Raw genomic sequence first — 21,752 nt, forward strand, 5'->3', positions numbered from 1 at the left:
GGAGTGCGCGATCGGGCCGCCTCGTGCCCGCGCCGCGCGGCACGGTCCCCGACCGTGGTCCAGACTGTGAGACGACCGGGGTGACCCCCTGGCACGACGAGGAGGTGCGATGAGCGCTCGACCCCACGAGGACCGTTCGCCTGCAGCCCCCGGACCCGTGGACCGGGCAGCCGGCGACGGAACGGCCGGGACGGGCACGGACGGTGCGCACCCAGCGCACCCCGCGCTGCCCGACGAGGCCGTGCGGCTCGCCCGGCGCTGGCTCGAGCGCACGTCCGGCGGGGAGACGCGGCGCGAGCGGTCCACGACGCGCCGGCTCGCCGCGCTCGTCGGCTCCCCGGAGGGACTCGAGCTCGCCGTGCGGTTCGTCGACCGCGTCGCGCGGCCGCGGGACGTCCGGGTCGCCGCCCGCGAGCTCGCCCGCCTCACGGGCACGCCCGGCGCGGCGGCGTTCCTCGGACCCGCGGACCGGGTCCTGCTCGCGGCCGGCGCGCGTGTCGCCCCGGCGCTGCCCGGCGTCGTCGTGCCCGCCGCGCGACGGCGGCTGCGCGCCCTCGTCGGGCACCTCGTCGTGGACGACGGGCCTGCGCTCGCGCGGCACCTCGCCGCCACGCGCGCCGACGGCTACCGGCTCAACCTCAACCTGCTGGGCGAGGCGGTCCTCGGCGAGCACGAGGCGACCGCGCGGCTCGCGCGCGTCCGGGCTCTCGTCGAACGCCCCGACGTCGACTACGTGTCCGTGAAGGTGTCCGCCGTCGCGAGCCAGCTGTCCCCGTGGGACTTCGACGGGAGCGTCGACCGGGTCGTCGAGCGGCTGCTGCCGCTGTACGAGGCCGCCGCGCGGCACGGCACGTTCGTCAACCTCGACATGGAGGAGTACCGCGACCTGGCGCTCACGGTGCGGGTCTTCGAGCGGCTCGCGTCGCACCCGCCGCTCGCGCAGGCAGCGGCCGGGATCGCGCTGCAGGCCTACCTGCCCGACGCGGCCGCCGCCTACGACGAGATCGCCGAGGTCGCCCGCCGGCGCGTCACCGCGGGCGGCGCCCCCCTCAAGGTGCGCCTCGTCAAGGGCGCGAACCTCGCGATGGAGCGCGTCGAGGCCGAGCTGCACGGCTGGCCGCAGGCGCCGTACCCGACCAAGGCCGACGTCGACGCGGCGTACCTGCGGCTCGTCGACCGGTCCCTGCGACCCGAGCGGACCGCGGCGCTGCGCGTCGGCGTCGCGAGCCACAACGTCTTCCACGTCGCCGCCGCGCACCTGCTCGCGCAGCAGCGGGGCGTGAGCGAGGCCCTCGACGTCGAGATGCTGCAGGGCATGGCCCCCGCGCAGGCCCGGGCCGTGCGCGACGACGTCGGGAGCGTCCTGCTCTACACGCCCGTCGTCGCGCCCGACGAGTTCGACGTCGCGGTGTCCTACCTCGTGCGCCGCCTGGAGGAGAACGCGGCGGGGGAGAACTTCCTGCACGCGGCGTTCGCCGACGCAGGTGGCGACGCGATGGACGGGCAGGAGCGTGCCTTCCGGGACGCGTGGGAGGCGCGCGACCGCGTGAGCACGACCCCGCGGCGTGGGACCGCCGCACCCGTGCCGCCTGCCCGACCGGGTGAGGCCGTCGCGGACGCGGCCGGCACCGACCCCGCGACACCGGCCCGGCCGGGTGAGGCCTTCGCGAACGTGCCCGACACCGACCCCGCGACGCCCGAGGGGCGCCGGTGGGCACGCGAGGTCGTCGCCCGCGACGTGGCGCCGGCGCCCGGGGCGGTCGTCGCGGGTGCCGCCGCGGACGTGGACGCGCTCGTCGAGCGCGCGCGCGGTGCGGCGGACGCGTGGGCGAGCACGGACCCGTCGGTGCGCGCCACCGCTCTGCGCGCCGTCGCCCGGGCGCTCGAGGAGGCGCGCACCGACCTCGTCGCGGTGATGGTGCACGAGGCCGGCAAGACGGTCGCCGAGGCCGATCCCGAGGTCAGCGAGGCCGTCGACTTCGCGCGCTACTACGCCGAGCGCGCGCAGGAGCTCGCGGACGGGCACGTGCCCGGTGCGCGCTTCCGGCCGCGGGGGGTCACCGTCGTCACGCCCCCGTGGAACTTCCCCGTCGCGATCCCCGTCGGCTCCGTGCTCGCCGCGCTCGCCGCGGGCAGCCCCGTCCTCGTCAAGCCCGCGCCGGCCACGCCGCTGTGCGCGCGCGTGGCGATGGCGGCCGTGCGGGCCGGGCTCGACGCCGTCGGTGCGCCGGCCGACGTCCTCACGGTCGTGCTGTGCCCCGAGGGCGACGTGGGCCGCCGCCTCGTCACCCACCCGGCCGTCGCGCGCGTCCTGCTCACGGGGTCGATCGAGACCGCGCGCGCGTTCGCGTCGTGGCGTGAGGACCTCGACGTGCTGGCCGAGACGTCGGGCAAGAACGCCCTGGTCATCACGCCGTCCGCCGACGTCGACCTCGCGGTCGCGGACCTCGTGCGCTCCGCGTTCGGGCACGCCGGGCAGAAGTGCTCGGCGGCCTCGCTCGCGATCCTCGTCGGCTCGGCGGGGACGGACGAGCGGCTGCGGCACCAGCTCGCCGACGCGGTCTCGTCGCTGCGCGTCGGGCACGGCCAGGACCTGGGGACCGTCATGGGGCCGGTCGTGGAGCCGGCGCAGGGCAAGCTGCTGCGAGCCCTGACGACGCTCGACCCGGGGGAGGAGTGGCTCGTCGCGCCACGGCAGGTCGACACCGCCGGTCGCCTGTGGACGCCCGGGGTCAAGCACGGCGTCGCACCGGGCTCGTGGTTCCACCGGACCGAGTGCTTCGGGCCCGTGCTGGGCATCATGCGCGCGCGTGACCTGGAGGAGGCGATCGCGTGGCAGAACGCCGTCGCGTTCGGCCTGACCGGCGGCCTGCACTCGCTCGACGAGGCCGAGATCGCGACCTGGCTCGAGCGCGTCGAGGTCGGCAACGCCTACGTGAACCGCCACACGACCGGCGCGGTCGTGCGCCGGCAGCCGTTCGGCGGCTGGAAGGCGTCCGTCGTGGGACCCGGTGCCAAGGCGGGCGGTCCGCACTACGTCGCGCAGCTCGGCGACTGGTCCGACGCGCCCGACGTGCCGCAGGACGACGACGCCTGGCTCGCGTGGGCGCGGGACGACGACGCACGCGTGTGGGCGCAGGACCTCGGTGCCGAGCACGACCCGAGCGGTCTGCACGTCGAGGAGAACGTCCTGCGGTACCGGCCCGTCCCGCACCTGACCGTCCGCGCCGGTGACGGTGCGCGGCCCGCGGCGGTCGCGCGCGTCGTGCACGCCGCCCGGACCGCCGGGGTGCCCACGACCGTGAGCGACGTGGCCGTCGAGGGCCACGCGGACTTCGCGGCTCGCGTGCGGGCCGGGGCCGTCACCGGGCGCGTGCGCGTCGTCGGCGACGCTCCGGGTCTGCGCGCGGCGGCCGCGGAGCAGGTCGGTGCGGTGACGGTCCTCGACGCCCCGGTGCTCGCCTCGGCGTCCCGCGAGCTGCTGACGGTCGTGCGCGAGCAGGCCGTCAGCCGCACCCGGCACCGTTTCGGCCACGTCACCGACCCGGTCCGCCGCGCCACGCCCTGACCGGCGACGGCCCGTCCCCGCGAGCACGCGGCCACGCACGAACGGGGCCACGCACGAACAGGTTCGCCCGACGCGCGATCAGCCCGACGCGCGGTCACGACGCACGGACAGGGAGACCCCGGTCAGGCCAACGCGCAGTCAGGCAGGTGCGCGGTCAGACCGACGCGCGGTCAGGCAGGTGCGCGGTCAGGCAGGTGCGCGGTCAGACCGAAGCGCGGTCAGGCAGGTGCGCGGTCAGGCAGGTGCGCGGTCAGACCGAAGCGCGGTCAGGCCGACGCGTGGGCAAGCAGGCGCGTGGGCAGGCAGGCGCGGCGGGCAGGCAGGCGCGCGGTCAGGCAGGTGCGCGGTCGGACGCCGGCGCGGGGCCAGGCAGGGGCGCCGTCAGGCGGAGGCGCGGATGACCAGCTCGGGCGCGAAGATCAGCGGCTCGGTCGGTGTCGGGGCGCCCTGCAGCTGGTCGAGCAGCCGGGCGCCCGCGGCACGCGCCATCGCGACGACGGGCTGCACGACCGTGGTCAGCGGGGGAGTCGTGGACGCCGCGACGCCGAGGTTGTCGTACCCGACGACGGCGACGTCCCCGGGGACCTCCTTGCCGTGCTCGGCCAGGACGCCGATCGCGCCGGCCGCCATGAGGTCGGAGGCGATGAAGATCGCGTCGAGGTCGGGGTGCTTCGCGAGCAGCTCGCGGGCCGCGATGGCGCCCGACGCGATCGTGAAGTCGCCGTGCACGACGGCGTCGTCGGGCAGCCCCGCGCTCGCCATGGCGTCGCGCCAGCCCGCGAGCCGGTCGATGCCGGCCGACATGTCCTCGGGCCCGGCGATGGTCCCGATGCGGCGGCGACCGAGGTCGATGAGGTGCTGCGTCGCGAGACGCCCGCCCTCGTGGTTGTCCGTGTCGACGTACTGCACGTCGTTCTCGTCCGCCGACAGGGGGCGACCGACGAACACGTTGGGCACGCGCGAGGCGAGGAGGGTGCGGTCGAGCTCGTCGTCGCGGTGGTGCGAGACCACGATTGCGCCGTCCACGTGCCCGTTGCGCAGGTAGCGGATGGTGCGCTCGCTCTCGCCCGGGCGGGCGATGACGAGCACGACCTGGATGTCGGAGTCGGCGAGCGAGCTGCTCAAGCCGTTGAGGGTGCCCGCGAAGAACGGGTCCGACAGGACGCGCTCGTCAGGCTCGGGGACGACCAGCGCGATCGAGTCGGTGCGCTTGGTCACCAGCGACCGTGCAGCACGGTTCGGGGTGTAGCCGAGGTCCGCGACGGCCGCCTCGACGGACGCGAGCGCCTCGGGGGACACGCGCAGGCCGCCGTTGATGGCGCGCGACGCGGTCGAGCGGGAGACACCGGCACGCTCGGCGACCTGCTCGAGCGTGGGAGCCGGGGGACGCGCCGGCTCGGTGCGGGCGGGGATGTTGTCGACCACCGTTGGTCTTCCCTCCTGTGGCTGCCGTGGCAGCGATGACGTGCTGACGGCAGGAGGGCGGGGTGGGGCCCACCCCGCCCTCCTGTCCTACCGGATCACGCGCCCCGGTGCGCGGGGAACGCGGTCCGCGTGGAGCTCGGGCAGTCTCTCAGCCCTTGACGGCACCCTGCATGATGCCCGCCACCAGCTGCCGGCCGGCGACGAAGAACAGGATGATCAGCGGGATGACCGAGACGGTCACGCCGGCCATGATCAGCGCCATGTCCTTGAAGTAGGTCGCCTGCAGGAGCTGCACGGCGACCGGCAGGGTCGGGTTCGAGGAGCCCAGGACGATGAACGGCCAGAAGAAGCTCGTCCAGGAACCGACGAACGTGAACAGACCGAGCATGAACGCCGCGGGACGCGCCGCCGGGAGGGCGACGTGCCAGAACGTGCGGATCATGGACGCGCCGTCGACCCGGGCGGCCTCGATGAGCTCGTAGGGGAGCGCGGACTCGAGGTACTGGGTCATCCAGAACACGCCGAACGCGGTGACGAGGCCCGGGACGATGACGGCGATGAGCTTGCCGGTCCAGCCGAGCTCCGACATCACGATGAACAGCGGGACGATGCCCAGCTGCGTCGGGACGGCGGTCGTCGCGATGACGAACACGAGCAGGCCGTTGCGGCCGCGGAAGCGCAGCTTCGAGAACGAGAAGCCGGCGAGCGTCGAGAACAGCACGACCGACAGGGACGTGACGACCGCGACGATGACGGAGTTGCCGACGGCCTGCCAGAACTTGATGTCCGAGTTCAGGACGCGGCTGACGTTCTCGAAGAAGTGACCCTGCGGGATGAGCGACGGGATCGGGTTCTGCGCGATGTACTGGCTCGTCGAGGAGGCGAGCAGGAATGCGTAGTACAGCGGCAGGATCGACGCGACGATCGCGAGCCCGAGGATGACGTAGGTCACCCAGCCCGGCCGACGGTCGGACCCCTGGGGTCCGCCACGCTTGCGCGCCGCCGCACGGGCAGCGCCGCGGCCGGCGGTCTGCGCGATGACGGGAACGGAGGGGGCGCTCATCGCCGGACCTTCTTTCGGGACTTCGTCGACGTCTCGGACGCGATGCGTCGGGTCAGCGAGAAGTTGATGAGACCGACGACGATGATGATGAGGAACAGGATCCACGCGACGGCGGCAGCACGGCCGAAGCTCTTCTGGTTGCCCCAGCCCACCTCGTAGATGTACATCGTCGCGGTCATCCACTGGCGGCTCGGGCCGCCCTGACCGAGCTGGTCGAACAGACGCGGCTCGTCGAAGATCTGGAGCCCGCCGATGGTCGACGTGATGACGACGAAGATGATCGTCGGCCGCAGCATCGGGACGGTGATGGAGAAGAACTGGCGGACCCGGGAGGCGCCGTCGATGACCGCGGCCTCGTAGAGGTCACGCGGGATCGCCTGCATGGCGGCCAGCAGGATCAGCGTGTTGTAGCCGGTCCAGCGGAAGTTCACCATCGAGGCGATCGCGACGTGGCTCGGCAGGATGTCGGAGTGCCAGCCGATCGGGTCGATCCCGATGTTCCCGAGCAGCGTGTTGATGATGCCGTACTGGTCGGAGAAGAGCCGGCCGAAGATCAGGGAGACGGCCACCGGGGCGACGACGTAGGGCAGCAGGACACCCATCCGCCAGAACGTCTTGGCCCGCAGGTTCGCGTCCAGCAGCGCCGCGAGCACGATCGCGATGAGCAGCTGGGGGATCGTCGAGATCAGGAAGATCGAGAAGGTGTTGCGGATGCCCTTCCAGAAGTTGGGCTCCTGCAGCACGTAGGCGTAGTTCTCGAAACCGACGAACTCGCCCTGGCCACCGATCAGGTGCCACTGGTGCATCGACACGTAGGCCGTGTACAGCAGCGGGAACAGACCCGTGAGCGCGAAGAGGAGGAAGAACGGGGAGATGTAGAGGTAGGGCGAGACCTTGACGTCCCATCGCCCCAGGGTCTGGCTGAAGCCGACCCGGCGGGGTGCCCGCGGCGTGGAGCCGGAGACGCGCCGGTCGGTTCTCGGCGGCTTGGTGGAGGTGGCCATCGATTGTCCTTCGGAACTGTTGGGGCGGTGCCTACGCGGCGGGGGCCGGGCCGATGGTCTCCCATCGACCCGGCCCCGTCAGCGTCAGCCCAGGGCGTTGATCGCCTGGACGGCGGCGTCCCACTGCGCGGCGGGGTCACCGCCGTTGACGTCCACCTCGACGAGCGCGTTGTTGAACGCGTCGTTCACGGCGAAGAAGTTCGGGCCCTTGTAGACCGTCGTGATGCCCTTCGAGCGGTTGACGAGGATCTCGCCGGCCGGGGCGTTGTTGAAGAAGGCGTTCGTGGAGCCGAGCAGGTCAGGCGACTCCTGCGCCTCGACCTGGCTCGGGAACGTGCCCTTGCTCGCGTAGGCCTTGAGCTGCTGCTCCGGAGCGGTCAGCCACGCGGCCAGCTCCTTCGCCTCCTCGGTGTGCGCGCCCTGGGCGGGGACCGTCAGGAACGAGCCACCCCAGTTGCCGGCACCGCCGGGGAACACGTCGGCGATGTCCCAGCCGGTCACGCCGGCCGAGTTGCCCTCGATGACACCGAGCATCCAGCCCGGCGCCAGCATCGTCGCGAACGCGTCCTCGGCCTGGAACTTGGCGTTCCAGTCGTCGCTCCACTGCTGCAGGTGCGCCGAGAGGTTGTCGCCGACCGAGGCCTGCACGACGGCGTCGTAGGCGGCCTTCACGTCCGGGTTGTCGACCGCGATGATCGAGTTGTCGTCCGGGTTCTCGTAGGGCTCCTCGATCTGGTTGATCATGCCCTGCCAGATCGCGCCGGCCGAGTCGAACCACGGCTTGCCGGTGGCGTCGGTGTACTGCTTGCCGACCTTGAAGTACTGGTCCCAGCCGCCGCCGTTCTCCGACAGGAGCGCCGCGACCTCGGCACGGTCGGTCGGGAGGCCCGCCGCCGCGAACAGGTCGGAGCGGTACGCGATGGCCTCGGGGCCGATGTCGGTGCCGTAGCCGATGAGCTCACCCGACGGGGCCGTCGCCTGCGCGACCTTCCAGTCGAGCCAGCGGCCGTCGAGCTCGGGGTCCGTCAGGTCGACGAACTTGTCCGGGTACTGGAGCAGCTCGGGGAGCCAGTCGACCTCGATGGCCTCGATGTCCGACAGGCCGGAGCCCGCGGCGAGACGCGTGTTGAGGTTCTCGCGGGCCTCGTTGGAGGTCGCCGCCTTCTTGTGCTCGATCGTGATGCCGGGGTGCGAGGACTCGTACTCCTCGAACATCTCGTCCGTGTAGCCGAACTCGTTGAACGTCGCGACGGTCAGGGTGATGTTGCCGCCCTCGTCGGTGTCCTCACCCTCGGTGTCGCCCGCGTCGGAGGAGCAGGCCGTGGCGAGGAGGGCGATGCCCGTGACCCCGGCCGCAGCCGCCCACATCTTGCGTGTGGTCTTGCGCACTATGACTCCCTTGTCAGTCGGACGGCGTCCTCGCCGTACCCCTGGGGCATCCGCCACCCGTCTGCCGCAGGGGCCGCGGACGGGCGTCGGACGTGGGCCTGATGGACCCCGCGCAGGTACGTCCTTCCGCAGAATGTAGGAGCGTTCCCACGCGCTGCATGAACTGTCGTCCGCGCTTGGTCGAGTGTCAAGGACGAGGGGTGTCCGATTCGCCGTGGGATCGCTACCACACCAGCGTTTGTGCAGGTCAGGGGCGTGATCGCGGCCGACCGTGTTACCGAATCGTTACGGCTGCTCGGCCCGGCCGTGATCTGCGAGCCAGCGCTCCGCGACGGCCTGCTCGACGCCCAGAGCGCCACGGATCGCCCGGGCCGCGGCCTCCTCCACGGCGGCCCCGAACAACGGGATGCCGGCGTGCAGGTCGCCGTCGTAGACGAGGCGCGTCGCGGCGGGTCCGGAGGGCTCGAGGAGGCAGCGGCCCGTGAGCCGCACGGGAGCGCCCGCGATCTCCACGACGACGGTGCCGGCTCGGGCGCCGTCAGGCCCGGCCGCGTCCCACGCCTCGACGAGGCGCACGTCGATCCGGTTGCCGACGAACCCCCGCACCTGGGCGGGGATCTGGTCCGAGGGCAGGGCGCGGCGCGTCGTCACCGTGAAGGCCTCGTCGGCGCTGCCGGTCACGTCGACCTGGTGGTCGATCGCGCCGCTCGCGACGACCTTCTGCTCGACGTAGCGCGGGTCGGCCAGCATGCGGCCCGCGGTGGCCGCGTCGGTCGGCAGGTCGAGCGTCACGCTCAGGTGCACCGTGGTCCTCCAGGGTCGTGGCCGGGGCGGGGCCCGCGGCGGGTGGTCCTCGCGGCGGCGGCGGACCGTGCTCCGAGGCTAGTCGTCGCGCGGCCGCGTGCACCTGCGACGTGCCGTGGTCGTGCCGTGGGCGTCGTGCCGGCACCGGCTCCCGGCCACCTACCCTGGACCCGTGTCCACGCTGAGCACGCTCGTCGCCCGCCACGCCTCGCTCGAGGCCGCCGACCTGGAGTGGCTGCACCTGCTGGTGGGCGACTGGCAGGTCGTCTCCGACCTGGCGTTCGCCGACCTCGTGCTGTGGCTGCCCACGGACGACGAGGACTTCGTCGCCATCGCGCAGTGCCGCCCGTCGACGGGCGCCACGGTCCACTACGACGACGTGGTCGGGTCGCGCGCACCCGAGGGGCAGCGCCCGCAGCTGCGCAAGGCGCTCGTCGAGCGGGCGCCCCAGCGGTCGCGCGAGCCGCGGTGGTTCGGGTCGTACGCGGTGCGCGAGGAGGCGGTGCCCGTGGTCCGTCGCGGCCGCACGATCGCAGTCATCGCGCGCCAGACGAACCTGGGCGGCGCGCGCACGCCCAGCCGGCTCGAGCTCAACTACGTCGAGGCCGCCGACGAGGTGTTCGGCATGATCGCGCGCGGCGAGTTCCCCGCGACCGACGCGCCCACCGGTCCGCGCCGTGGCGCGCCGCGCGTGGGCGACGGCCTGGTCCGGCTCAACTCCGAGGGCGAGGTGCTCTACGCCAGCCCGAACGCGCTGTCCTGCTTCCACCGGCTCGGCGCGCTCGGGGACCTGGTCGGCCGCTCGCTCGTGGAGGTCACGGCCGACCTCGTCGAGCAGAGCGCGACCGTCGACGAGTCGATGCCGCTCGTGCTCATGGGGCGCGCGCCGTGGCGGACCGACGTCGAGTCGCGCGGCGTGGCGCTGTCGCTGCGCGCCGTCCCGCTCACCGAGCACGGGCAGCGGACGGGGGCGGTGCTGCTGTGCCGCGACGTGTCCGAGCTGCGGCGGCGCGAGCGCGAGCTCATCACCAAGGACGCGACGATCCGCGAGATCCACCACCGCGTGAAGAACAACCTGCAGACGGTCGCCGCGCTGCTGCGCCTGCAGTCGCGCCGGATGAGCTCGCCCGAGGCGCGCGAGGCGCTCGGGGAGGCCATGCGGCGGGTCGCGACCATCGCGCTCGTGCACGAGACGCTGTCGCAGACGCTCGACGAGAGCGTCCCGTTCGACGACCTCGTCGGGCGCAGCCTGCGCCTCGCGGCGGACGTCGCGACCGCGGGCGCGCACGTGCGGACCGTGGTGACCGGCTCGTTCGGGTCGGTCCCGGCGGAGGACGCGACGGCGCTCGCGCTCGTGCTGACCGAGCTCGTGACGAACGCCGTCGAGCACGGGTTCGAGGGGCGGGAGTCGGGGACCGTGGAGATCGTCGTGGACCGCGAGGGCGACGACCTGCGCGTCGAGGTCGCGGACGACGGCGCGGGCCTGCCGGCGGACCGCGGGGCCGGGTCGGGGCTCGGCACGCAGATCGTCTCGACGCTCGTCACCAACGAGATGGGCGGCACGATCGCATGGGGGCCGCGCGAGGGCGGTGGCACGTCCGTCGTCATCGAGGCGCGGCTGCGCCACGGGCGCGACGCGGCCGTCATCGGCTGACGCCGGCACACCTGGCGGCCACCCGCACGAGGCAGGCGCCCGCACGAGGCGGCCGCCCGCACGAGGCAGCAGCCCGCACGAGGCGGCCGCCCCTGCGCGGTGGCCGCCCCTGCGCGGGTCAGGGCTCCACGGTCGCGGAGCGGTCGCGGCGCGCGCCCGCGCCACGCAGCAGCAGCCGCCGGACCGCGTCGACGCGCCGCAGCACGCCGCTGACGCCCACGGGCTCCACCGACGTCACGAGGCGGCGCAGCCCGTCGGCGCCGAGCTCGAGGTCCGCCGCGAGCACGACGTCGCCGGTCTCCTCCCGCACGGTGAGCGCGACGTGCGACAGGTCGCCCCACGCGTCCGGGCCGGGGTCGTCGACGAGCGAGCGGACGGCCTGCACGTGCAGGTCGCGGCCCCCGACGCGCACGAGCCCCCGGTAGGTGAGCGCGTCGTCGTCGGCCTCGGCGCGGCCGTGCGCGAGCAGCGCGCGCTCGCCCCACGGGCCGTACGCCAGCGCGCCCGCGACCTGCGCCGCCTCCACCGGCCCGTCCAGCGGGAGGACCACGGTGAGGTCCAGGACGACGTCGTGCACCCCCGCGCGGCCCGTGAGGTGCTCGACGTAGCGCGCGGACGGGGGCGGCTCGGTCATGCGGGTGCACGCCGGGTCGTGCGGGACGCCCACGGGGGAGCGGGTCGCCAGGTAGCGGCGTGCGTCGCGGTAGCCCATCTGCACGAGCGAGTCGGCGGACACGCGGCCGAGGTAGAACTCCGGGTCGAGCGGCAGCGGGTGCGCGGGGACGACGACGTGCAGCACGAACTCGCGGCCCTGCGCGCGGGCCAGCGCGAGGTCGGCGGCCAGTGCGCCCGCGGCGCTCATCTCGATCATGTGCACGTACTGCTCGAGCGGCCCGTCGCCCCAGCGGTCCGTGTCGCCGATGCACCACACGAGCCAGACCTCGTCGGCGCCGCGGCGCAGCGCCTCCGTGAGGTTGGCGTCGCGCACCCAGACCGCGTCGGTCCACACGTGCCCGTCGCGGTGCAGCGGCGTGAGGAACAGCGGCAGCGACATGCCGGCCGCGAGCAGCGGCGCGTCGACGTCGCGCGCGTCGACGGCCACGTCGCGCTTGGTCGCGAAGTCGACGACGGTGAAGGAGCCGGCGAGCGGCGAGCGGCGGATCGCGTCGACGTCGATGCCGAGCGCCGGGAAGACCCGCTCGACGAGCCCGTCCGCGTCGCCGACCGCCGGCAGGTTCCACGGACCGGTGAGGTAGTCGCGCAGCGGGAGCGCCGAGCCGAAGTCGCGCACGTCGACGTCGCGCCAGCGGCGGCACATCGACGCGCCGTCGACGCCCGAGCACAGCATCGCGGCCGTCAGGATGCCGCCGGACGTCCCGTCGACGTGGTCGAAGACGAGCCCGTCCTCCTCCAGGGCGCGGACGACACCCGCCTGCCACGCGACGCGCATGCCCCCGCCGGCCAGCACGAGCGACCTCATCGCGCACCCCGCAGCCCGCGCAGGTGCAGGGCGAGCAGCAGCGCCGTCACGAGGTCGAACGCGGCGACTGCGAGCGCGAGCGGGTCGAGCACGCCGCGCGCGACGCCGACGGTGACGGCGACCGCGGCGCCCGCCTTCTGCACCGCGGCCCACAGCACGACGTCGGGGTCGTGCCGCGGCCGCGACAGGGTCGTCAGGAGCAGGCCGCCGACGACCACCATGAACATCCCGACCGTGGCGAACAGCTGGCGGGTCGTCGCGTCGTCGGTCGCGCCGAGCAGCGACAGGACGAACCCGGGCGCGAGCACCTGCGCGGCGCCGCTCGCGACGGTCACCCAGCCGATCGCGACGAGCACGAGGACCAGCGGCGTGCGGGCGTCGCGCCGCGTCACGGGCGCCGGGGCGGCCGCGCTCACGACAGCGCCCCGAGCAGGTCGGGCCGCGCGACGACGTACCCGACGATCGCGCCCCACGTGAGCGTCGAGCCGTAGAACCGGACGTCGTTGAGCAGCATCCAGCGGCCCAGCAGGTGGCGGAGCTCGGCGTCATCGGCGAAGTCGCCGCCGCGGATGCGCTTGTTGATCGGGATGATGAGGCCCTGGCCGACGAACGTGAGCACGAAGATCCCCACGAGGCAGGCCACGCCGAACCAGACGTAGCCGGTGCCCCGCTCGGCCACGACGAGCGCGATCGCCGCGACGAACATGAGCGGTACGACGCCCGTGAAGAACACCGTGGCCCGCCGCGTCGGGATGCCGAAGTGCGTCGCGACGTTGTCGCGCGCGAGGCCGCGCCACGTGGGGAACAGGAACCACTTGAGCACCCACATCGTGCCCATGTACATCGAGGCGCCGAACAGGAACCACAGCGCGGCGAGGAAGGTGAGCATCACGGCACCTGCGCCCGCGCACGCGGGACGGGCTGCACCTGCGGGCGGGTGCGGTCCGGGGGAGGCGGCCAGGTCTCGCCGCGCCCGAGCCCGACGACGGATCCCAGCGGGTCGCCGAAGCGGCCCGACGCGTGGTCGGCGTCGACGTCGGCGAGCGTGCGGCCCGTGAGGAACCACGCCTCGTAGTGGTCGTCGAGCACGCCGTGGGCGGTCGGCAGCCAGGCGGTGAACAGCGGGCGGTCGCCGATGCCGAGCGCGTGCAGCGGCTGCACGCCGGGCGCGTCGCCGAGGACGATGCGCGCCCGGGCGCCCGGCCCGACGGCGACGTCGCCCGTGGCCTCGAAGTAGATCGTCGACCTCATGAGCTGGCCGCGGAACGCGCAGTAGTTGGCCGCGGCGAGCTTGAGCGGCAGGCCCGTGGGTGCGGGCCGCTCGATCTCGACGAGGGCGCCGAACCGCCCGTCGAGCGTGTCGTACTGCGCGGAGACGGTCTCGTCGGTCACCACGAAGTCGAGCGACGCCTGGTGCTTGGGCATGCCCCAGATGCCCTTGCCGCCCTTGACGGACACCTCGGTCGAGACGGGCAGGTCGACGACGTACTGGCCGAGGTGCAGCGTGCGCATGAGCAGCATCGGCAGCAGCGGGGGTGCGGGCCGCGGGCCGTGGGTGACGGCGATCGCGAGCGAGTACTCGATGTACTGCCCGATGTCGGTCGACCGGTAGTTCACCACCGTCGCGAGCAGCACGCCGCGGCCGAACCCGAGGCTGACGGGGTGCAGCTCGCGGCCCGGCAGGACGGCGCGCGCCGCGGCGAGCGAGATCGGGAAGGCCGCCATGAGGACCGGCGAGTCCTCGGAGGACACGGGCATGGCGTACGGGATCGTGTCGACGCGCGCGGCCTCGCCGGTGAGTCGGCGCTGGCGGCGCGGGACGGGCGAGGGCACGCGGGACAGCACCGTCCGCGCGGCCGAGGTCAGCAGGCTCATCGGTGCAGCTCCTCCAGGATGATCGGGTAGGTGTCCCGCCACGCCCGCCGGCCGAAGAACACGTCGAGGTGCCCGTAGCCCGGCAGGACGTGCAGGGTGTCGCCCGCGCCCGGCCGGTGCGCCGCGAAGAACGCGTGCGTCCGGACCTGCGACTCGGGCAGGAAGCAGCGGTTGTCGGCGCCCGCGAGGAACGCGAACCGCGCGTCGGTGCGCGGCGGTCCCGCGACCAGGTCGGCGGGGAGCTCGGGGTGCTCCCGGGCGGCGACGAGGTGGCCCGCGGCCACGGACCGCCCCATCTGCGCGAAGAACGTCAGGGGTACCTCGGCGAACTCGCCGCTCACCCAGTCGTGCGTCGCCGCGTCGAGGTTGCGGTGCGACCACAGGGCGGGGAACCCGGAGCCGTACGTGAACGACACCATCCGGCACACGAGGTTGTCGCACTCGGGGTGCGTGAGGGCGACCGCGCGGCGCACGACCTTCGAGAACGCGCCGTCGCTGCGGTACCCCCACGACGGGTCCAGGTGCGGCGTGAACCGCGCGATGGGCGGCGCGAGGTACCGGATCTTCTGCCGGGACCAGAACGGGATGACGGGGTGCAGCGAGACGGCGTTGCTCACGACCGTGTCGACGGCGGGCAGCAGCCCGGCGACCGCGGCCATCGTGAACGACGTCGAGCCCTGGCAGTGCACGACCGCCTTGAGGGTCGGCGCGCCCGTCGCCGCCAGCACGTGCTCGACCGCCGCGGGGTGGTCGAAGACGGCGGCGTCGTCGAGCGTCCACGGCGAGGGGGCCAGGTCGATCGACGCCCGCCAGTTGAGCATCCAGACGTCCCAGCCGTCCTCGAGCAGAACGTCGACGAGCGTGCGGGGCAGCGGCGGGCGGAACAGCTCGGCCCGCACGCCCGACCCGTGCACGAGCAGCACCGGCCCGCGCCAGGGCTCGCGCGGCCCGCGCACGTGCACGAGCGTGAGGCGGGTCCCGTCGCGCGCGGTGAGCGGGACGACGTCGGTGCGGTGGTCGGCGCGGGTCACGGTGGTCCGGCCCGTCTCCTCGACGCTCATGCGAACCCCTCCCGTGCGACGACGACCGGTTCCTCCAGGAGCCGCACGGCCGGCAGGCCCGCGGCGGGGACGGGACGTGCGCGGCCGGCGCGGTGCTCGACGTCCCACGCGCGGCACACGGTGTCGACGACGACGGGGTACAGCTCGAGCGTCCCGTCGGCGCGCACGCACATCCGGACGAAGCCCTTGCCGTCGCCGACGGCCTGGCCCGACATCTGCCATCCGGCGACGACGCCGTCACGACGCGACAGCAGCAGCAGCGCGAACGCCTGCGTGCCGAGCAGCGCGCCGAGGACGAGCACGAACGGGACGACGAGCGCCGCCGTGAGCGCGGGCGACCACGACGGCCACGGCACGGCGACGGTCGCGACGAGCACGAGCAGCGCGGCGACGAGCTGCAGCCCGACGCCGGTCGTGGCGGGCACGAGCCGCGCGACCCGGCCGCGGGGCGAGGCGGACGCGACGGCGAGGTGCAGCACGAGCAGCCCGACGACCCAGGCGAGCACGCCGAGCGCCGCCTCGGTCGCGGCGCCCGCGGGGCCGCGCAGCAGCGTCGGGGACCCACCGCGCAGCACGCCCAGCACCCCGGCGAGGCAGCCGACGAGCACGAGCTGCACGACGCCCGCGGTCGCGAGCAGGCCCGGGTTGCGGCGGCCCGCCCACCAGCGGCTCGCGGGGTTGGCGACGCGCCGGCGCAGGCGACGGGACTCGTCCTGCGGCGGGTAGGTCGGCCCGGCGCGGTCGAACCACGTGCCGGGCGACGCCTTGGTCCGCATGCGCGAGGCGGCCGGGGGCAGCTCGACGGCGGCGGGCAGGTGCAGCGTGTCACCGAGGTAGGCCCCGCCGAGCCCGCACGTGACGGCCTGCACCGCGCGCGCGTCCCCGGGCGTCGTCGCCGTGCCGGCCGGGGGCCGCTCCGCGTACCGGCTGTAGTGGTGGGAGTCGCCGCTGATCCACAGCCGCACGCGCGCGCCGGTCTCCTCCGGCTCGCGGCGCCCCGGGACCCGCCGGTGACGGACCACCTCGCGCTCGACGAAGTGCAGCTGGTTGAACGCGTCGGGGTCGCTGCCCGCCTTGGCCCAGGCGGGCTCGGCCGCGCACACGACGACCGCGTCGCCGGGGCGCAGGTGCGCGGTGACGTGCGTGCGGAAGTAGTCGAGCTGCGGGCCGTCGACGTACTCGTCGAGCTGGGAGTCCAGCCCGAGCAGCCACCAGCCGGGCGCGAGCCGCACCGCGAAGTAGGAGCGGCGCTGCACGGTGCGCCACGCGCCGACGCTCGCGCCGCACGTGAAGACGCGCAGCCACGCCGTCAGCCCGTCGTACCAGTCGTGGTTGCCCGGGATCGCCAGCAGCGTGGGCTCGGTGGTCGCGTCGAGCGGCGTGCCGGGCGGCGGTGCGGGCAGCGCGGCACCGTAGGGCCCGAGCGTGCGGTGCTCGTAGCCGCGCGCCGAGGCCGCGGGGTACACCTCGTCGCCGCCCATGACGAGCACGTGCCCGCGCGGCAGCGCGAGGTCGGGCCCGCCGCCCGGCCGGGCGACCTCGAGCTCGGGCTGCGCGAGCAGCGTCGCGACCGTGTACGTCGCGTCGAAGCCGTCGCCGAGGTCGGCGACGAAGTCGAGCCACACGTCGCCCGTGGGCCGGTGGGCGGGCTCGACGAGCCCGCCGGGCAGGGCCGCCTGCACCTCCCGCCGGTCCCCGTAGGCGGTGAACACCGAGGCCAGCGCGACCTTGAGCGCCGTGCGGGCGAGCTCGGGCGGGTCGAGCCAGCGCACCTGCGCGCTCGGGACGAAGCCGAGCTCGGTGCCGTGCGCCGCCAGGTCGCGCCGCCTCACGGCCGGGCCCCCGCGGGCACGCGCGCGGCCCGCCGCTCGGCGACGTAGACGTCCCACAGCTCGCCGAGGAACAGCCGGCCGAACCGTGCGAGCGCCGCCGCGCCGTCGTCGCCGTGCGTGCGGAACGTCGTGAGCTGCCGGGCGAGGTCGAGCGGCCGGATCACGAGGACGCCGGCGCCGATCGTGCCGTCCGGGACGTCGTCGTCGGTCGCGCCCAGGTCGTCGAGCACGGTGAGTGCCTGCGCGTGCGTCGTCGCGGTCGGGGGAGGCAGGTGGCCGCGCACGACGCGGACGTGCAGCGTCGTGGTGTCGGCCCACACGTCGAGCCCGCGGTCGTCCTCCACCTGCTTGCTGCCGAGCAGCGTGAGCGGGGAGCCCGCGGTGTCGCGCAGCCACAGCCGGTAGAGCATCCGGCGGCCGGGCGTGCCCGTCGGGTGGACGAACAGCTGGAACCAGCCCTGCTCGACGTCGAGGCGGCCCCCGAGCACGTTGCTCTCGACGAAGCCCGTCGCCTGTGCGCGGTGCAGCGGGTCCGCGACGAACGCGTCGATGTCCGCGGCGGTGATCGTCAGGACGAACGTCAGGTGGTCGCGCAGGCTGCGTGCCACGAGCGCGCCTCGGGCGGGGTCGGTGACGCCGAGGGTGAACGGGCCGGTCATGCGCTCGGTGAACGCGACCGACGTGGCACCCGGGACGGCGGCCGCGCGGGCGCGCACCGGCGCCGCGAACCGCGTCGTCGTCGGCCGTGCCCAGTCCTGCTCGAGCATGCGGGTCGCGGCCCGGTCGGCGAGCGCGGCGATCGTGAGCGAGGGGTTCGCGCCGACGGGCCCGGGCAGCGCGGCACCGTCGACGACGTGCAGTCCCGGGTGGCCGTGGACCTCGCCGAACGCGTCGCACACGCCCTCGCCGGCGTGCCGGCCCATCGGCGCGCCGCCCAGCGGGTGCACCGTCACGACGCGCTTCATCCACCACAGCGGGTTGTCCTGGAAGCGGGCGCCCAGCTCCTCGCCGACGCGCTGCATCGTCGCGCGCATGTCGTCGAAGTAGGCGCGCGACGTCGCGGTGGTCCAGTCGACCGCGAGCCGGCCGCCGTGCAGCGACATGCGGCCGTCGGGGACGTCGCGGCCCATGCCGAGCAGGGGCAGCGACCCCGCGGACAGGCGCCCGTCGCCGAGGAGCGCGGACAGGTCCGCCGAGACGTTCGAGCGCCCGCGGGCGAGGACCCGGTTGCGTGCGACCTGCCAGGCGAACGCGGCCGCCCGCCGGGCGGTGGACCGCAGCTGCGCGGTCTCGACGAGCCAGCCGAGGAAGCCGGGGAAGCCGGCGTCCTCGACGTAGTAGCCGCGGCCGCTCGCGCCGTCGCCGTCGAGCGCGTCGGGGCGCCGGATCGCGGTCGTGATGACCGGGCCGGTGCCGCCGTCGACCGGCAGGTGCTGCCCGTCGCGCGTGCAGTCGAGCAGGAGCGTGAGCAGGTCGCCGTTGCCGGAGAACCGCGTGCCGAGCGCGGGGCCGAGGTCGGGCAGCGACGCGCGGCTGCGCAGCAGCAGGAACGTCGTGCCGAACGTGCCCGCGCCGAGCACGACGCGGCGCGCGACGATCTCGCGCTCGGGCAGGGAGCGCGTGCGGGTGTCCACGTCGCCACGGGCGCCCTCGGGGTGCACGACGTACCGGACGAGGTAGCCGCCGCCGTCGAGCGGTCGCACCGCGCGGACCTCGTGCAGCGTGCGCAGGTCCGCGCCGTGGTGCGCCGCGGCCGCGAGGTAGGTGTGGTCGAGCGTGTTCTTGGCACCCGTGTTGCAGCCGATGTCGCACTCCCCGCACAGCGAGCAGGTGCGTCGCCGCGTCCCGGGGTGCACCGTGCCGAAGGCGGCCTCGGGGAGGTCCATGCCCGGCGCGGGGTCCTCGCCCGGGCGCGCGAACGTCACCGCGAGCGGCGGGCGCACGGTCGGCATCCCGAGCGCGACCGCGGCCTGCTCGACGGCGCGCGTCTTCGGGGTGTCGTCGTACGGGTAGGGCGTGGCGCCGAGCGCGCGCTCGACGACGTCGTAGTGCGGGTCGAGGTCGGCGCGGCTCACGGGCCAGTGCTCGTAGCCGCCGCCGGGCAGGGGGGAGTCGTGCACGAACCAGTGCTCGTCCTTGCGCAGCAGGACGTTGGCGTAGATGAGGGAGCCGCCGCCGAGCCCGCTCGACACGAGGCCCTCGAGCCCGCGGAACGACCACGCGTCGAAGAGCCCGTAGAGCTTCTCGCTCGGGTCCCAGAAGGCGCGGCCCATCTGCGCCGGCGTGCGGGCGAAGTCTCCCGGGCCGTACCGGCGGCCGCGCTCCATGACGACGACCTGCTTGCCCGCCTCCGCGAGCCGCTGCGCCGCGACGGCGGCGCCGAAGCCCGAACCCACGACCAGCGCGTCCACGACCTCGAGGTCGCCGTTCCGGATGCCCATGACGTCTCCCCGCCCGTGCGCCACGACCGACTGCGCCCCCTGCACACGCAAGAGGTGTGACGCACGCCACAGATACACGCGCCGTAGGCTGGACGACCGTGCAGTGCTCCTCCTACGACGCAGGGCGATGCCTGTCCTGCGCGTGGATGGGCCGCCCCTACGCGCACCAGCTCGCCGCCAAGCAGTCGCTGTGCGCCGAGCTGCTCGCGGCGCACGACCTCACCTGGCTCGACCCCGTCGCGAGCCCCGAGAGCGGCTTCCGCAACAAGGCGAAGATGGTCGTCGGTGGCACCGTCGACGACCCCACGCTCGGCATCCTCGACGCGGCGGGCGCGGGCGTCGACCTGCAGGACTGCGGCCTGTACCCGGCGTCGCTCGCCGCGACGTTCCCCGTGCTCGCCGCGTTCGTCACGCGCGCCCGCCTCGAGCCCTACGACGTGCCCGCCCGCCGCGGCGAGCTCAAGCACCTGCTCGTCACGCAGTCGCCGGACGGCGAGCTCATGGTGCGGTTCGTGCTGCGCTCGCAGGAGGCCGTCGCGCGCCTGCGCAAGCACCTGCCGTGGCTGCGCGCGCAGCTCCCGCGGCTCGTCGTCGCGTCCGTCAACCTGCAGCCCGAGCACAAGGCCGTGCTCGAGGGTCCGCGCGAGATCCTGCTGACCGACGACGAGACGCTGCGGATGCGCGTCAACGGCCTCGACCTGCACCTGCGCCCCCAGAGCTTCTTCCAGACCAACACCGACGTCGCCGCCGCGCTGTACCGGCAGGCCGCCACGTGGGTCGACGACGCCGCGCCGGCGTCCGTGTGGGACCTGTACTGCGGCGTCGGCGGCTTCGCGCTGCACGTCGCCGACGGGACCCGCGACGTCGTCGGCGTCGAGACGTCCGGCGAGGCCGTCGCGAGCGCGACCCTCACGGCACGCGACGCGGGCCTCGCGCGCACCACGTTCCACGCCGACGACGCGACGGCCTTCGCGCTGCGCGCCGCGCCGCGGGACGTGCCCGACCTCGTCGTCGTCAACCCGCCGCGGCGCGGCATCGGCGCGGACCTCGCCGGCTGGCTCGACCGGTCGGGCGTCGGGCGGGTCGTGTACTCGTCGTGCAACGCGCAGTCGCTCGCGCGCGACCTCGCGGCGATGCCGTCGCTGCGCCCCGTGCGCGGCCGGGTGCTCGACATGTTCCCGCAGACCACGCACTACGAGGTCGTCACGCTGCTCGAGCGCGCCTGACGCGGCGGGGCACGGACGATGTCGGACCGGGCTGGGACGATGCGCGCATGAGCGAGCGGCCCACGTACGAGTTCGACGCGCCGCTGTGGCGCTGGGACGCCCGCAAGGCCGACTCGTGGGTGTTCGCGAGCCTGCCGACGGACGTCGCGGACGACGTGCTGGAGGTCGCGGGCGGCGTGACGCGCGGGTTCGGCTCGGTCCGGGTCGAGGTCACCCTGGGCGGATCGGTGTGGCGCACGTCGGTGTTCCCCGACGACGAGGCGCGCACGTTCGTGCTGCCCCTGAAGAAGGCGGTGCGCCGCGCGGAGTCGGTGGACGTGGGCGACACCGTCCGGCTGCGCCTCGAGCTCGTCGACGTCGACCTCGGCGGCTGACCCGCACGCTCAGCCCGGGCGCGTGAAGTCGACCTCGGCCGTGACGGGCGCGCCGGGGGAGCCGTCGGGCCGCAGCGGCACGACCTCGAACCGCAGCGTCCCGAACCGCAGCGTGACCGTGTCGACGGGCAGGAAGTCCTCGGCGGCCACCGCGTAGCCGGACACCACGACGTCCTCCAGACGCCAGCGCACGAACGGCCGCGCCGTGTCCTCGCCCGCCTGCACGACCTCGAGCTCCGCGACGTCGAACCGCTCGTTGCGCGCGCACGCGGCGACGAGCCGGGGCGAGGCGACGCTCACGTCCGCGGTCACCACGAGCGGGCTGGCCGTGACCCGGCCGGACACCGCCGCGTGGCCTCCTGCGCCGGCCCCCGAGGTCTCCGACCACGTGAACGACCGGACCTCGATCCAGCCCTCGTGGTGCCGGTCGGTGCAGCCACCGACGACGGACTCGATCCGCAGGTACGCGTGCGTGGCCATGGCGTCCTCCCGACGACGGCGTCACCGCCGAGTCTGCACCCGGGCCCGCCGACGCAGCGAGGCCCCGGGGACACGT

Annotated in this window: 17 protein-coding genes; 4 read left to right on the forward strand and 13 right to left on the reverse strand. The window is 74.5% G+C overall.

Annotation, left to right across the window (positions count from 1 at the left end; all coding sequences use genetic code 11):
* Positions 1-109: 109 nt before the first annotated feature.
* Positions 110-3,568: a proline dehydrogenase family protein gene (locus CELF_RS06455; RefSeq protein ID WP_013770447.1), complete on the forward strand. Its 3,459-nt coding sequence runs from the start codon at positions 110-112 to the stop codon at positions 3,566-3,568.
* Between the two features lie 381 nt (positions 3,569-3,949).
* Here the strand turns inward: CELF_RS06455 and CELF_RS06460 are convergent, their stop codons facing one another.
* The 5 genes from CELF_RS06460 to CELF_RS06480 form a co-directional block, all read right to left on the reverse strand.
* A complete protein-coding gene (locus CELF_RS06460; RefSeq protein ID WP_013770448.1) occupies positions 3,950-4,993 on the reverse strand; it encodes a LacI family DNA-binding transcriptional regulator in 1,044 nt (347 codons plus the stop codon).
* A gap of 148 nt (positions 4,994-5,141) precedes the next feature.
* Positions 5,142-6,056, reverse strand: a complete 915-nt coding sequence (locus CELF_RS06465; protein WP_013770449.1) for a carbohydrate ABC transporter permease — start codon at positions 6,054-6,056, stop codon at positions 5,142-5,144.
* Entirely contained in the window at positions 6,053-7,060 is a 1,008-nt protein-coding gene (locus CELF_RS06470) for a carbohydrate ABC transporter permease (RefSeq protein ID WP_013770450.1), read from the reverse strand. The genes CELF_RS06465 and CELF_RS06470 overlap by 4 nt, the downstream gene beginning before the upstream one ends.
* Before the next feature lie 84 nt (positions 7,061-7,144).
* Positions 7,145-8,449 (reverse strand): ABC transporter substrate-binding protein, encoded by a 1,305-nt coding sequence (locus tag CELF_RS06475; RefSeq protein WP_013770451.1) that lies wholly within the window; start codon positions 8,447-8,449, stop codon positions 7,145-7,147.
* Between the two features lie 285 nt (positions 8,450-8,734).
* Positions 8,735-9,253, reverse strand: a complete 519-nt coding sequence (locus CELF_RS06480; protein WP_013770452.1) for a DUF2505 domain-containing protein — start codon at positions 9,251-9,253, stop codon at positions 8,735-8,737.
* A 172-nt stretch (positions 9,254-9,425) separates the two neighbouring features.
* Between CELF_RS06480 and CELF_RS06485 the strand changes: the two genes are divergently transcribed.
* Positions 9,426-10,907 carry a sensor histidine kinase gene (locus CELF_RS06485; protein WP_049791535.1) on the forward strand — a complete coding sequence of 494 codons (1,482 nt, stop codon included), beginning with the start codon at positions 9,426-9,428 and terminating at the stop codon, positions 10,905-10,907.
* Positions 10,908-11,025: 118 nt separating this feature from the next.
* Here CELF_RS06485 and CELF_RS06490 read toward each other — a convergent pair whose 3' ends face one another.
* Genes CELF_RS06490 through CELF_RS06520 form a run of 7 tightly spaced genes read right to left on the reverse strand, consistent with a single transcriptional unit; the run spans position 11,026 to position 19,596 of the window.
* Entirely contained in the window at positions 11,026-12,387 is a 1,362-nt protein-coding gene (locus CELF_RS06490; protein WP_013770454.1) for a patatin-like phospholipase family protein, read from the reverse strand.
* A complete protein-coding gene (locus CELF_RS06495) occupies positions 12,384-12,803 on the reverse strand; it encodes a hypothetical protein (protein ID WP_013770455.1) in 420 nt (139 codons plus the stop codon). Before CELF_RS06495 ends, CELF_RS06490 begins: the two co-directional genes overlap by 4 nt.
* A complete protein-coding gene (locus CELF_RS06500; protein WP_013770456.1) occupies positions 12,800-13,276 on the reverse strand; it encodes an anthrone oxygenase family protein in 477 nt (158 codons plus the stop codon). The genes CELF_RS06495 and CELF_RS06500 overlap by 4 nt, the downstream gene beginning before the upstream one ends.
* A complete protein-coding gene (locus CELF_RS06505) occupies positions 13,276-14,262 on the reverse strand; it encodes an acetoacetate decarboxylase family protein (protein ID WP_013770457.1) in 987 nt (328 codons plus the stop codon). Before CELF_RS06505 ends, CELF_RS06500 begins: the two co-directional genes overlap by 1 nt.
* Positions 14,259-15,323: an alpha/beta hydrolase gene (locus CELF_RS06510; protein WP_013770458.1), complete on the reverse strand. Its 1,065-nt coding sequence runs from the start codon at positions 15,321-15,323 to the stop codon at positions 14,259-14,261. Before CELF_RS06510 ends, CELF_RS06505 begins: the two co-directional genes overlap by 4 nt.
* Positions 15,320-17,155, reverse strand: a complete 1,836-nt coding sequence (locus CELF_RS06515; protein ID WP_013770459.1) for a hypothetical protein — start codon at positions 17,153-17,155, stop codon at positions 15,320-15,322. Before CELF_RS06515 ends, CELF_RS06510 begins: the two co-directional genes overlap by 4 nt.
* Positions 17,152-19,596: a GMC oxidoreductase gene (locus CELF_RS06520; RefSeq protein ID WP_013770460.1), complete on the reverse strand. Its 2,445-nt coding sequence runs from the start codon at positions 19,594-19,596 to the stop codon at positions 17,152-17,154. Before CELF_RS06520 ends, CELF_RS06515 begins: the two co-directional genes overlap by 4 nt.
* Positions 19,597-19,694: 98 nt before the next feature.
* Here CELF_RS06520 and rlmC point away from each other — a divergent pair, with 98 nt between their 5' ends.
* Positions 19,695-20,822 (forward strand): 23S rRNA (uracil(747)-C(5))-methyltransferase RlmC, encoded by a 1,128-nt coding sequence (gene rlmC, locus CELF_RS06525; protein ID WP_013770461.1) that lies wholly within the window; start codon positions 19,695-19,697, stop codon positions 20,820-20,822.
* 47 nt (positions 20,823-20,869) lie between these two features.
* Complete coding sequence (locus CELF_RS06530; protein WP_013770462.1) at positions 20,870-21,196, forward strand: DUF1905 domain-containing protein; 327 nt, start codon at positions 20,870-20,872, stop codon at positions 21,194-21,196.
* 9 nt (positions 21,197-21,205) lie between these two features.
* On the opposite strand, the gene CELF_RS06535 is transcribed toward CELF_RS06530, so the two are convergent.
* Positions 21,206-21,676 carry an Hcp family type VI secretion system effector gene (locus CELF_RS06535; RefSeq protein WP_013770463.1) on the reverse strand — a complete coding sequence of 157 codons (471 nt, stop codon included), beginning with the start codon at positions 21,674-21,676 and terminating at the stop codon, positions 21,206-21,208.
* Positions 21,677-21,752 lie beyond the last annotated feature (76 nt).

The sequence above is a fragment of the Cellulomonas fimi ATCC 484 genome, assembly GCF_000212695.1.
In the GTDB taxonomy this organism is placed as follows: domain Bacteria; phylum Actinomycetota; class Actinomycetes; order Actinomycetales; family Cellulomonadaceae; genus Cellulomonas; species Cellulomonas fimi.